Genomic DNA, 13,168 nt, shown 5'->3' on the forward strand with positions numbered 1-13,168 from the left:
TCCCGTAAGGGAGTTTTTTATTAACGTAATTTAGTCTTAAGATATTTCAAATACCATTTGAATGAGGCGAAATAATTCCCTTTTTTAGCTTCCTGGCGTGAATAGACTCGGTAATCAGTAGGTCTCATGCGTGGAGCATAAGAACGCATTTCGGTGTTTCGCCATGGTGTGAAATGATGGTAGAAAAGATAAAGTTGCTGTGAAAGCCCAGTATGTTCTTTATACCAGGGTTTTCTCCCACCAGTAAAATGAATAATGCGAGGCAGGATATCTTTTTGGTAAAAAAAGGTATCTTTTTGCTGGTCTGTGAACCAGTTAAATAAGAAATTCCATCGCTTATCAATAAATTTAACGTTACCGTTCATTGCGATGTTCAGTGCATCCTGATCAAAGTAAGGTAAGGATTTACCTTGTTCAAATAACACTGTATTTGCTTTATTTTCAATGTCAAACTTGATCCAGTTTTCAATGTTAATATATAAAAATCCAGCATTGAAATAATGACCAGTACTGAGGCTCAGACGTTTGGCATTTTTTGTATCATGAATATCGAGAGAATCATGGCTGACAGCGCAAATGACATTGCTAATATCAATGCTGTTAATATCATTGAGCTTATCAAAACATAGTGTATCAGCATCTAAATAGATAAAATGTTCAACCTTATCTTTAAGTAAGCGCGGTACGGCCAGACGCATATAGGTAGAACGGTTCAGGTGTTTGATTGCAAAGTCATTGTTATACTTTTCAATCTCTTCCTTATCGATATTGATAACCTGAATTTTATCACTGGTAGAACGCAGTTTATTGATTTCTTCATCTGTAACGTCATAGACAAAGACGAAGAATGACAGATCTTGCCCCGGATTGTTCATTATGACAGACATAATGGACACTGCTACATATTCCAGATAATTGGCATCTGTACAGTAAGCAATGTTAATAACGTTTTTTTTGCTGTCCATTTATGCTTTCTCATTACCTTTTATATTGTCACTATCATGAAGTACCTTATCGATAGCGTCAATCACAGCTTGCTCCGGTATCCATGTTAGATATTTTTTAGATCTGTCGAGTTTATCTCGAGAAGGCATCGGATGATAATCGCCAGCCCAAATCAATAAAGCTTTATTTGACCATGGCTTCCACTGTTGATAATTGGTGGCACCAAACAGGCAGACCTGCGGTGTCTTTAGCGCCGCTGCCATATGCATAGGAGCAGAATCGACGCCAATGTACAGAACTGCATGATCGATCAATGCAGCCAACTGCAAAAAGGTGGTTTTACCTGCCAGCGTCAGATCAGGGGAGGATTGACACAGTTCAGCAATGCGCTGAACCTGCTGCTGCTCACTTAGCGCTGGCCCACAGGTAAGATAAACATGCAGACCACGCCGATGAAGGTGGTCTATAACATGCGCAAATTTTTCATCGTCCCAGCATTTAAACTCTTGTCTGGCAGTGGGTTGAATAACGACATATTTTTGTGAAGGCAATTCCGGGAGTAGGGTAACTAAATGTTGATAGTCGTCAGGGCGATAACAAAGAGACATCTCTTTCTTCAGTTCTGTTTCGCTGAACCCAATACCTTTTAGAATAGATAAATTTTGTTCAACAATATGCGTTCCAATGGATGGCGTTACTCGCGTAAAAAGTCGGTTCCACTGATCTTTTTCGCGCTCAAAAGCAATTGAAGGGCAACGCAAAGAGGCTATAAGAGCGCCGATCGGCCATTGTTCGGTGAGGTTAACGATCAGGTCGTAGTGATTTTTCTTCAGTTTTTGACGCACTGAAAGGTAATTTTTCACTGTTGACAGCAGGCCTTGCTTTTTCTCAATCAGATAAAAATTATTGATATCTTTATGGGCGGCTAAGATTGCTTTGGTATCTTTATAGAGCAGCAAATCGATCTTAGCTTGCGGATAACGAGCCCGAATGCTGGCAATAACAGGTGTAGTTAGCAGAACATCCCCATAAAACTTGAGCTTGCAAATAAGAATTCGGTCAACTTTTTCAAACATGTTAAAATCCCTTTCGCAAGAATAAGCTTTTGCAAGCAGATATTATCTTATATCTTGTTTCAGAAATAGAACGATCGATATGGGGGTATTTCATCTTCAGAATTATTTTCTTCTTAACGATTTTCGTATCGCAGCATGCAAGTGCATTCTGAATGTCATTTAGCATACTCTCGCTATAGCGATAATAGCCTTTTTTCTTGCGTAAAAGTTTACGTCCTTCGAGAAAGCAATTGATAATCATAAATGTCGCAACAGTACGCTTGGAACTATTTTCATTAATATATTTATACATTTTTCGCATAGCAAAGAAAATGCTGTCAGCGTCACTATCAATAATGTTCTCGGTAATACTTTTATCGTTTACTCGGTAGTAATATAACTTATTCTCGATTTTTAGAATCTTATGACATTTAAAATACTGGAATGGACAAAAAATCATGTCTTCGTAGCGATGATGTTCCTCGAACTTATCGCTACCAATGATATTACGGTGAAAGATTTTTGTCATCAGATGCCATTGCCCTGCCTTGAATATTGGTAATAGAGGGGCGTAATTGTCATCTGATAAGATTATTTCGCGCTGGGTAATGTTGTTTTCCATTTTAGGCGCGTTCTTATACAAATTGTTTATATCTCGAGTTAAGTTAAATTCGATGATGTCATATTTTTCGTCTCTTAACTTAGGCAGGAGAATTGTAAAATAATTCTGGCAGACAATATCATCACTGTCTACAAAGCCAATATATTTCCCTGTCGCATGAGCAAGCCCAACATTACGGGTGATTGCAACACCCTGATTTTTTTGACTTATATATTTAACATTATGACAATCTTTTTCGCGGTAAAACGCATTTATACGCTCTTCGGTTAAATCCGTAGAGCCATCATTAACAATTATTACCTCCACATCATCAGTGATGCTCTGATGTATAGACGCCAACGTCGCTGTGATGAGTTCAGCGTTGTTGTATGTAGGTATAATAATGCTCAGTAAATAACCGGAAGCGTTAACCATGGCATCGTTCTCTTGTTGGATTCGAGCTCAGTACTGCTGCTACACATAACGCCAGCACGCTGCTCAGGGCTTCACCTTTGGCATACAATAATAAATCACTCAAGCCATAGACTGCGATAGCGCCTGAGACGACGAACAACAGAGGACTACGTTGCCAGTAAGCTATTAAAAACATGGCAGTATAGAGCAAGAGTAGCACAACAACACCAGGGATGCCTTTTAGTGAGAAGGTATCAACTATTTCGTTATGCAAGTGGACGTTAATGAACTCAAGTGCCCCTTGCAGCGAGGTGTCCTGCACCGCAAGTCGCTGAATTTCTGCTCCGCGTTGTTCGAGTGACTGTCCCCAGTGGTGCACTTTCCCGGCTTCAATACCTGCCCGTTGCATCGCCAGTCTCGCGCCGATAGAAGTATAACTATTGTTTTGATTATAAGAGTGCAGATCAACCAGGAAGTTCTGATAGCGGCTTTCAATGATTGGCTTTAAGGGGATTGCAGCAACCCCCACCAGTATTACAAAACCCAGCAGTGCCCTTAATAGCATGGTGCGGTTGTGACGATAGTACATCAGGAATAGGCCGACACTCAGTATCGGGTATACCAAAATAGCGGCTCGAGTTTGCGTTGTGATGATGACTGCCAGCGATATCAAAAAATGTAACAGATAGAGTGCAACGGTGTGTTTTAGACGCAGATTAATAATGGCCTGAGAGGCTAATAATGCAATTAGCGTCAGAGCGTAGGCTGTGCCGGTTTGGTGTTCAAAGCCCAGCGCAACACGGTAGGTCATAATATCTGGTGCCCCGGCGACCTCGTAGCCTGCGAATAGATACAGACCTATTGCTGTAAGAATCGTCCAGATACTGGTGATGCGAGTTTTGTTGGCACATGGCTCTCGCGATGCCAAAGCGGTCATAACCAGTGCGGAAAAAATCATCACTTTGCCACCGTTCTGGTATGACCTATAGGCTCCGGTAAAAGCAGATCCTGGCTGTTTGAATATTTCTACCCAAATAATCTGGAGTAAACCGAAGAGCAACAACATAACAGGTAAAACCAGGTTTTGTTTGTTACTGCACACATGTTTTATATTTTTTCCTATAAGCGGTAGAGATAGCGCCGTGGAGAAAATAAATACCTTCAGCGCTTCATCTGGATTGACCAGCACCATCGCAAGCGTTGCCAGGATCCCAGCGTAAAATAAGAAGTATATAAAATCGAATGGATTATTTTTTATACTACAAATAAAACGAGAAAACATGTGTTGGCGAAGCATGGTTCATCTCTTAAAGTTAAAGCAAATTATTATCAACTAGCGATATGTTGACTAAGTTAGCATCCAGATCCTGCAATTTTCCGGAATGGCTTTGCTGTGTGTATTGATTCTTCCCATATCCCCCAATCAGTCCGGGATCCGTTGGGCCATACAACGTAATATTAGGGCGATCCAACGCGGCGGTTAAATGGCTCAATCCTGTATCAACCGACACCACAAACTTTGCCCCCGCCAGAATGCGAGCCACATCTTCCAGACTCATTCGCGGCAGGACATCAACGTAGGGAAACCCTTCTGCCAGCCTTTTGGCGCGCGCTTCTTCATGAGGAGCACCCCAGGGGAGTTTAATACGGATGCCCGTATTATTTAACAGGCCAATAAGCTCCCGCCAGTTGGCTTCTGGCCAGTGCTTATCATCACGTGTCGTGGCGTGCAGAAATACAGCATACTGGCCTGCATCAGCCTTATGTTCATTCATAAAATGCTGCGCAATCGCGTAATCACCCTGCAACTGCGGTTTAGCATACCCCAGACTTTTGGCGAACAATTCACGCGTACGTTCTACCGCGTGCTGCTGTTTGGCTATGTGATGTTTGCGATTATAAAACAGACTCGCCAGCGGTTCGCGGGCTGTGCTCCAGTCCATACCATGCTTGATGCCACGTGCCAGACGTGTCACCAACGCCGCGCTTTTAACCAAACCCTGCGCATCGATTATCGCGTCATACTTCTGTAAGCGCACCGCATCACGAAACGCTTTACGCTCGGCTTTAATCGGCGCTGAAAACCAGGCTTTACGCCAGCGACGGATCGCCACTGGAATAACCCGGTCAACGGCTGAATGCCAGGAGGGGATTTGAGCGAACCCTTCTTCCACCACCCAATCAAATTGAATACCCGGAATAGCCTGCTGCGCATCGGTTAATGCGGGCAACGTATGCAGTACATCGCCCATAGACGACGTTTTAACGATCAGAACCCGCATCCGTCAGGCTTCCTCTTGTAACAACAGGTCGTTGAGTTCTTCCAGCACGCGCTGCGGCGTGATGTCAATCAGGCTCTGGTGATAGCCTTCTGCCGCATCGCCCTTACGCACTTTGTGATACCCCGTAATCAGGCGAATGACACGTGCCTTGTGGGAAAGCGGAGGCGTAAAATCCGGGCTGCTTGGACCATACAATGCGACCAGTGGACGGTTCAGTGCTGCGGCCACGTGCATTAATCCAGAATCGTTGGTGACGACCGCTTTGCAGGCGGCGAGCAGAATGACGGCCTGTTCCAGCTGTGTTTCGCCCGCCAGATTACGGCACCAGGCTTGCTGTTCAGTGCTCAGCGTTGCCAGGATCTCATTGCCAGCTTCATGGTCTTTTGCTGAGCCAAACAGCACAATCTGATGGCCTTCATCGATCAACTGCTTCGCCAACTCTGCGTAGTGGTAATGTGGCCAGCGTTTCGCTGGACCAAATTCCGCACCTGGGCAAAAACCGATGATGGGGCGTTCGGCTGAAAGGGAGAACTGGCTACAGGTTAGCGATTTTTCACCCTCGCTGACCTGCAACTGTGGCCATAGCAGAGGCTGCGGCAAATCTTTGGCCGTCAGCATCACGCCTTTATCATAAGCCAGAGCCACATAGCGCTCGACCATCAGTGGCCATGCGTCTTTATCCAGTACGCGCGCATCGTTCAGCAGACCGTAGCGCATCTCGCCACGCCAACCGGTACGATGGGGAATACCCGCAAAGAATGGCACCAGAGCTGATTTAAACGAGTTAGGCAGCACATAAGCGCGGTCATAGCGCTTCTCACGCAGGCTGTGGCCGAGTTTACGGCGCTCGCCGATCTCCAGCGCGCCGTGCCCCAGCGGCATGGCGATAGCTTCATTAACTTCAGGCATGCGCGACAATAACGGACGGCACCAGGCAGGTGCCATCACATCGATTATCGCTTGGGGATAACGCGCCTTGAGCGTGCGATAGAGACTTTGCGACATCATCATGTCGCCCACCCATGACGGGCCGATCACCAGTATTTTCATGCTAACTTCTTACGCGTCGCGGTTCAGCCAGGCCATATATTCCGTGACGCCTTCGGCGACGGTTTTAAACGGCTTGTCATAGCCCGCTGCGCGCAGGTTCGTCAGATCTGCCTGGGTAAATGCCTGGTAGCGGCCTTTCAGTTTTTCCGGGAATGGAATGTACTCAATGCTGCCTTTTTTGTGGTACGCCAGCGTAGCATCGGCAACGGCCTGGAAAGATTCCGCACGACCTGTACCGAGGTTAAAGATGCCGGAAACCCCGTTTTCCAGGAACCACAGGTTTACCGCAGCCACGTCGCCTACGTAAACGAAATCACGTTTGAAGTTTTCACTGCCTTCAAACAGTTTTGGCGTTTCGCCATTGTTAAGCTGGGTGTTGAGGTGGAAAGCAACGCTTGCCATGCTGCCTTTGTGGCCTTCACGCGGTCCGTAGACGTTGAAATAGCGGAAGCCAACAATCTGAGAATTGGCTTCTGGCAGGATCTGACGCACGTACTCGTCGAACAGGAATTTTGAGTAGCCGTAGACGTTCAGCGGTTTCTCATATTCACGGGATTCGATGAAATCAGAAGTGCGACCGCCGTAGGTGGCGGCAGAGGACGCGTACAGGAACGGGATTTCACGCTCCAGGCAGTAGTGCAGTAGCTCTTTGGAGTATTGATAGTTGTTGTCCATCATATACTTGCCGTCCCACTCGGTGGTGGAAGAGCATGCGCCTTCGTGGAAAATCGCTTCGATATCGCCGAAATCTTCCCCGGCCATAATCTGGATCAGGAAGTCTTCCTTGTCCATGTAGTCAGCAATATTCAGATCCACCAGGTTAACAAACTTGGTGCCGTCTTTCAGGTTGTCCACCACCAGGATGTCGGTGATGCCTTTATCATTCAGGGACTTAACGATGTTGCTGCCGATAAAGCCCGCGCCGCCGGTAACGATGATCATAAATGTAACCTTCGAATTATGGAGTCAGAGACAATCTCAGACACGAATACTTCTATCATATCACTACATGGCTTAGGCTTCAGCCATTCACCGATAAGCCGTGCGGGTACACGTGATTTATGCTTCATTTTGAAGAAGTGATGATGCGTCATCTCGTATCAACGTATAGCTTTGGGTAATATGTGCTGAAATTTGCCCAGTCTGGAGAATTGAAATGCGTGGGGATTTTTACAAACAGTTAACGAACGATCTCGAAACCGCACGTGCGGAAGGATTGTTTAAAGAAGAACGCATTATTACATCTGCCCAGCAGGCGGATATCACCGTGGCGGATGGAAGCCACGTTATTAACTTTTGTGCGAACAACTATCTGGGACTGGCTAACCATCCGGAACTGATTGCAGCGGCAAAAGCGGGTATGGATTCTCACGGATTTGGTATGGCTTCGGTTCGCTTTATTTGCGGTACCCAGGACAGCCATAAACAACTGGAGCAAAAACTGGCGGCATTCCTCGGTATGGAAGATGCCATCCTTTACTCTTCTTGCTTCGACGCCAACGGCGGCCTGTTTGAAACGCTGTTGGGTGCAGAAGACGCAATTATTTCCGATGCCCTGAACCACGCTTCTATCATTGATGGCGTGCGTCTGTGTAAAGCAAAACGTTTCCGTTACGCCAACAACGATATGGTGGAACTGGAAGCTCGCCTGAAAGAAGCGCGTGAAGCGGGCGCTCGTCATATCCTGATCGCCACTGATGGCGTGTTCTCTATGGATGGGGTAATCGCTAACCTGAAAGGCGTTTGCGATCTGGCGGATAAATACGACGCGCTGGTCATGGTTGATGATTCCCATGCCGTCGGTTTTGTCGGCGAAAATGGTCGTGGCTCCCATGAATACTGTGACGTGATGGGTCGCGTGGACATCATCACCGGTACGCTGGGTAAAGCACTCGGCGGCGCATCCGGTGGTTACACCGCAGCGCGCAAAGAAGTTGTTGAGTGGCTGCGTCAGCGTTCCCGCCCTTATTTGTTCTCCAACTCACTGGCACCGGCGATTGTTGCGGCTTCCATTAAAGTGCTGGAAATGGTTGAAGCTGGCAGCGACCTGCGCGATCGCCTGTGGGCGAATGCACGTCAGTTCCGCGAGCAAATGTCTGCCGCAGGCTTTACGTTAGCCGGTGCGGATCACGCGATCATCCCGGTTATGCTGGGTGATGCAGTAGTGGCGCAGGCATTCGCCCGCGAGCTGCAAAAAGAGGGGATTTACGTTACCGGATTCTTCTATCCGGTGGTTCCAAAAGGCCAGGCGCGTATCCGTACCCAGATGTCTGCGGCGCATACCCCTGAGCAGATTACGCGTGCTGTTGAGGCGTTCACACGCATTGGTAAACAACTGGGCGTTATTGCCTGAGGATGTGAAATGAAAGCGTTATCCAAACTGAAAGCGGAAGAGGGCATTTGGATGACCGACGTTCCTGAACCGGAAGTCGGTCATAACGATTTGCTGATTAAAATCCGTAAAACAGCCATCTGCGGGACTGACGTTCACATTTATAACTGGGATGAATGGTCGCAAAAAACCATCCCGGTACCGATGGTCGTTGGGCATGAATATGTCGGCGAAGTTGTTGGCATCGGTCAGGAAGTTAAAGGCTTTAAAATCGGCGATCGCGTTTCAGGCGAAGGTCATATCACCTGCGGGCATTGCCGTAACTGCCGCGGTGGACGTACTCACCTGTGCCGCAATACGACCGGTGTCGGTGTAAACCGCCCTGGCTGCTTTGCGGAGTACCTGGTGATCCCGGCATTTAACGCATTTAAAATCCCGGACAATATCTCCGACGACCTGGCGTCTATCTTCGATCCGTTCGGTAATGCAGTGCACACGGCGCTGTCGTTCGATCTGGTTGGGGAAGATGTGCTGGTTTCCGGTGCGGGTCCAATCGGTATTATGGCGGCAGCGGTCGCGAAGCATGTTGGCGCACGCCACGTGGTGATCACCGACGTTAATGAGTATCGCCTTGAGCTGGCGCGCAAAATGGGTATCACCCGCGCGGTCAACGTGTCGAAAGAGAATCTGACCGACGTGATGGCTGAACTGGGTATGACCGAAGGGTTTGATGTGGGCCTGGAGATGTCAGGGGCGCCGCCAGCGTTTCGTGCCATGCTGGACACCATGAACCACGGTGGCCGTATTGCTATGCTGGGTATTCCGCCATCTGATATGTCCATCGACTGGACGAAAGTTATCTTTAAGGGACTGTTTATTAAAGGTATCTACGGTCGTGAGATGTTTGAAACCTGGTACAAAATGGCTGCACTGATCCAGTCTGGTCTGGATTTGTCGCCGATAATCACCCATCGATTCTCTATCGATGAATTCCAGCAGGGCTTTGACGCGATGCGTTCAGGCCAGTCAGGGAAAGTGATCCTGAGCTGGGATTAACCGTATCCACCCTGTGGATTCTGTGTGTTGTCCCCGGATGTTGATTATCATTACCATCCGGGGCTTTTTTGCTTCCTCCTGCCCGGCGCATTTTCCGCTAAAGAATTAATATTTTTTTCTGAAAATCTACCGCTTAATATGCTAAAAAGTGCCGATAACTCTACTGTTTGGCAGGATTTGATATGACCTATACCCCTGGTCTCCTGAGCGTCATTATGCCGCTTTACAACACGGGTGAGCCGTTCATTGCGTGTATGGATTCACTGATTGCGCAAACCTGGAAGAACCTGGAGATCATTATTGTTAATGATGGCTCTACGGATAACTCTGCGGAGCTTGCTCAGTCTTATGCGGATCGTTATCCGCACGTTCATCTGCTGCACCAGCGCAATGGGGGCGTTTCTGCGGCGCGCAATACCGGTATGAAAGTTGCCAGGGGAGAGTATATCGCGTACGTAGACGGCGATGATATTGCCTATCCGGAAATGTATGAAACGCTGATGAATATGGCGCTGAAAGACAACCTGGATGTTGCGCAGTGCAACGCTGACTGGTGTATTGCCGAGACGGGCCACACCTGGGCATCCATTCCTACCGATCGTATTCGTTCTACCGGCGTGATGACCGGGCCAGACTGGTTACGCAAAGCGTTAGCCAGCCGCCGTTGGCGGCACGTTGTCTGGATGGGCGTTTATCGTCATCAGACTATCCGCGACGCGGGGCTGACCTTTCTGTCTGGCCTGCACCACCAGGATATTATCTGGACAACGGAGTTTATGTTTAATGCGAAGCGCGCGCGTTACACGGAAGTCCCGCTGTACAAATACTTCCTGCACGGCGCATCTGTTAGCCGTCTGCCGCGCACCGGGCTGAAAAACCTCGCTTACCAGCGCCACTACATCAAAATTACCCGTCTGCTGGATAAGATGAATCACGACTACGCCGGACGCATTCCAATTTACCCGGAATTCAAACAGCAGGTGATTTACGAAGCGCTACGCGTTTGTCATTGCATACGTAAAGAGCCGGACGAGAAAATCCGTCAGCGCATGATTGCTGAAGTATTTGTATCGGGTATGTTCAAGCGTATGGTGAGTAATATCTGCAGCGTTAAGCTGGGTTATCAGGTGCTGTTGTGGGCTATCCGTTTTAGCCAGTGGCGCGATAAATCATTGACGCCGCGCCGCCTGGCCCATTTAACGCTGGATAGTAAAGACTGATTATTGCCAGCCCTGCCACTGCAGGCGCATATACTGCACCAGCGTGCTTTGGGTGATGCTTTCGCCGAGCACGCTGAAGAAGCGGCTGGCGTACACCGGCTCTAACGGCTGTTTCGGTTTGCATAATGTCACCCCGCGGAAAGGATTACGTGGTGCATCAGGCGTACCGTTCTTCGGTGGTGTGAGGTTTGGTCTGGAGGTATCCACCTGTGGTTCATTGAGCAAGCTGCTTGGGCGAACCAGCGTGATGTCGGCTGGCAGGCTATACAGCATCTGCTGCAGGACGCGAACCGTAGACGGGTGAGGGTGGCCAATGGCGATTGCGGAACCGTTGCGGCGCGCAAGCTCGACGGCACGATTAAACTGACGGCGAATATCGGCTTCGTTTTGCGTGTCATCCAGGAAGACTTTGCGCTTGATGACCTTCACACCGGTGCCTGACGCTGCGCGCATTGCCTGGCTGTTACCGATGGTCATGCTGTCCAGGAAGTAGAGGTCGTAGCGTTCCAGCGCCTGCATCACCTTCTGCATGCCGAAAAGACTGGAGGTCATCGCGCTGCCCATATGGTTGTTCAGACCGACCGCATTCGGTACTTTGCTTACCGCGTCGCGAATGATCCGCTCAATCTCTTCGCTGCTCATTTCAGGGCGTAACGTGTCTTTCTCTAACGGCTGCTTGCTCAGCGGCGCCATTGGCAGATGGATCAAGACTTCATGCCCGCTGTTATGCGCTTTGATTGCCATTTCACGCGCATGTGGGGCGTTAGGCAGAACGGCAACGGAGATGGTAGAAGGCATCGCCAGTACCTGGTTTTCAGTGTGTGGGCGATAGCCGAAATCATCAATGACGATGGCGAGTTTGCCAGCAAATACAGGTGTTGCGAAGGCCAGCAGACTGGCGAGAGAGAGTAGTAGACGACGAAATTGTTGTGGCAAAACTTATCTTCCCAACCACGGCTGTGGATTGACCGCCTGACCCTGGCGACGAATTTCAAAATAGAGTGCCGGCCTGCCCTGACCGCCGCTGCTACCCACAAGTGCTATAGGCTGCCCGGCGCGAACCTGCGTACCGACGCTGACCAGTGCGCTCTGGTTATAACCGTACAGGCTCATATCGCCTTTACCGTGTTCAACGACGACCACCAGGCCATAGCCCTGCAGCCAGTCCGCCAGAATGACGCGACCATCGGCAATGGCTTTAACTTCGGTGCCTTCGGATGCGCCAATAACCATCCCCTTCCAACGTAGCTCACCCTGCAGCTGTTCGCCATAACGATGTAACGTTGGACCACGAACGGGCCAGAATGCCTGACCGCGCGGCGAACCCAGGCCCCCGGTACGCGACATCAGTGATTTTTCACTTTCGGTCGGTTTATAGGTTGAGCCTTTTCGTGACGCATCCTTCTGCTTATCACGTACGGCCTGCGCCTCGCGTGCTTCACGTTCCGCGCGCGCTTTGGCCGCGGCTTCGGCGCGAGCAATGCTGTTGCGCAGACGGGATTCGTTGGCGCGCATTTCGCCCAGTTGCTGTTGACCCTGTTGAATCGATGATTCCAGACTCGAAAGTGTTTTCTGGCGTTCGTTACGTGCCTGTTCCAGCTTAGCCTGCTGAGCGCGCTGTTCGTACAGTAGCGTCTGCTGCTCGCTCTGCTTATCTTCCAGCTCGGCTTTTTGCGAGTCGACCTCTTCGCGGGTTTGTTTCAGCTGCGCGATGGTTTCCTGTCGCGCCTGGTTCAGATAGCCGAAATAGGCCTGCAGGCGTTGCCCACGCTGGCTTTCTTCACCGCTAAGAATGAGCTGAATGCCGGTGTGTTCGCCCTGGCGAAAAGCTGCGTCTAGCTGCGCTGCCAGGCTGCGCTCTTGCGCGGCCCGCTGTTTTTCCAGCTTCGCGAGTGCTGCGTTCATCTCTGCGATTTGTGCATTCAGCTGCGCCAGTGAGTTTTGCGTTTCGCGCAACTGCCTTGCGGCAACGGCGATGGCTTGTTCCTGAGCTTTAAGCTGAGCGAGGAGGGTGGCGCGTTGTTGTTGCTGTTGGCGTACCGCGCGTTCTTTTGCCGCGATATCGGCCTGAATAGATTTGAGCTGGTCGCGTTCGTCCGCGTGGGCGGAAAAGGCGCACAGCAATACGCCAGCGCTAAGCGCGCTGGCGTAGAACAAGGGCCTGACTGAAAACTTACGCGGTTTCACGGCCCGAGTGATGGTATTAATCGCCT

12 protein-coding genes are annotated in these 13,168 nt (G+C 49.3%); 3 read left to right on the forward strand and 9 right to left on the reverse strand.

Annotation, left to right across the window (positions count from 1 at the left end):
- Window positions 1-20: 20 nt before the first annotated feature.
- From SK35_RS00600 to rfaD, 7 genes are read right to left on the reverse strand one after another with little or no spacing between them, the layout of a single operon-like run.
- Window positions 21-965 (reverse strand): glycosyltransferase family 8 protein, encoded by a 945-nt coding sequence (locus SK35_RS00600; RefSeq protein WP_048215301.1) that lies wholly within the window; start codon window positions 963-965, stop codon window positions 21-23.
- The gene (gene rfaQ / locus SK35_RS00605; protein ID WP_048215302.1) at window positions 966-2,021 is read right to left on the reverse strand and encodes a lipopolysaccharide core heptosyltransferase RfaQ; all 1,056 of its coding nucleotides are present in this window, start codon (window positions 2,019-2,021) and stop codon (window positions 966-968) included.
- Window position 2,022: 1 nt separating this feature from the next.
- Window positions 2,023-3,036: a glycosyltransferase family 2 protein gene (locus SK35_RS00610; RefSeq protein ID WP_048215303.1), complete on the reverse strand. Its 1,014-nt coding sequence runs from the start codon at window positions 3,034-3,036 to the stop codon at window positions 2,023-2,025.
- Window positions 3,029-4,312, reverse strand: a complete 1,284-nt coding sequence (locus tag SK35_RS00615) for an O-antigen ligase family protein (RefSeq protein ID WP_187426965.1) — start codon at window positions 4,310-4,312, stop codon at window positions 3,029-3,031. The genes SK35_RS00610 and SK35_RS00615 overlap by 8 nt, the downstream gene beginning before the upstream one ends.
- A 16-nt stretch (window positions 4,313-4,328) precedes the next feature.
- Window positions 4,329-5,297, reverse strand: coding sequence for a lipopolysaccharide heptosyltransferase RfaC (gene rfaC, locus SK35_RS00620; RefSeq protein ID WP_048215304.1), 969 nt, complete (start codon window positions 5,295-5,297; stop codon window positions 4,329-4,331).
- Window positions 5,298-5,300: 3 nt separating this feature from the next.
- Window positions 5,301-6,347: an ADP-heptose--LPS heptosyltransferase RfaF gene (gene rfaF, locus SK35_RS00625; protein ID WP_048215305.1), complete on the reverse strand. Its 1,047-nt coding sequence runs from the start codon at window positions 6,345-6,347 to the stop codon at window positions 5,301-5,303.
- A 9-nt stretch (window positions 6,348-6,356) separates the two neighbouring features.
- Window positions 6,357-7,289 (reverse strand): ADP-glyceromanno-heptose 6-epimerase, encoded by a 933-nt coding sequence (gene rfaD / locus SK35_RS00630; RefSeq protein ID WP_003827312.1) that lies wholly within the window; start codon window positions 7,287-7,289, stop codon window positions 6,357-6,359.
- A gap of 214 nt (window positions 7,290-7,503) precedes the next feature.
- Between rfaD and kbl the strand changes: the two genes are divergently transcribed.
- The 3 genes from kbl (at window position 7,504) to SK35_RS00645 (ending at window position 10,955) form a co-directional block, all read left to right on the forward strand.
- A complete protein-coding gene (gene kbl, locus SK35_RS00635) occupies window positions 7,504-8,700 on the forward strand; it encodes a glycine C-acetyltransferase (protein WP_003827313.1) in 1,197 nt (398 codons plus the stop codon).
- Between the two features lie 9 nt (window positions 8,701-8,709).
- Complete coding sequence (gene tdh, locus SK35_RS00640; protein ID WP_003024132.1) at window positions 8,710-9,735, forward strand: L-threonine 3-dehydrogenase; 1,026 nt, start codon at window positions 8,710-8,712, stop codon at window positions 9,733-9,735.
- A 182-nt stretch (window positions 9,736-9,917) separates the two neighbouring features.
- On the forward strand, window positions 9,918-10,955 hold the full coding sequence (locus tag SK35_RS00645; RefSeq protein WP_048215306.1) for a glycosyltransferase: 1,038 nt from the start codon (window positions 9,918-9,920) through the stop codon (window positions 10,953-10,955).
- On the opposite strand, the gene SK35_RS00650 is transcribed toward SK35_RS00645, so the two are convergent.
- Window positions 10,956-11,891 (reverse strand): divergent polysaccharide deacetylase family protein, encoded by a 936-nt coding sequence (locus SK35_RS00650; RefSeq protein ID WP_048215307.1) that lies wholly within the window; start codon window positions 11,889-11,891, stop codon window positions 10,956-10,958.
- Between the two features lie 3 nt (window positions 11,892-11,894).
- Window positions 11,895-13,154 carry a murein hydrolase activator EnvC gene (gene envC, locus SK35_RS00655; protein WP_231587333.1) on the reverse strand — a complete coding sequence of 420 codons (1,260 nt, stop codon included), beginning with the start codon at window positions 13,152-13,154 and terminating at the stop codon, window positions 11,895-11,897.
- Window positions 13,155-13,168: the final 14 nt, after the last annotated feature.

Source organism: Citrobacter sp. MGH105, assembly GCF_001037485.2.
Taxonomy (GTDB): domain Bacteria; phylum Pseudomonadota; class Gammaproteobacteria; order Enterobacterales; family Enterobacteriaceae; genus Citrobacter; species Citrobacter portucalensis.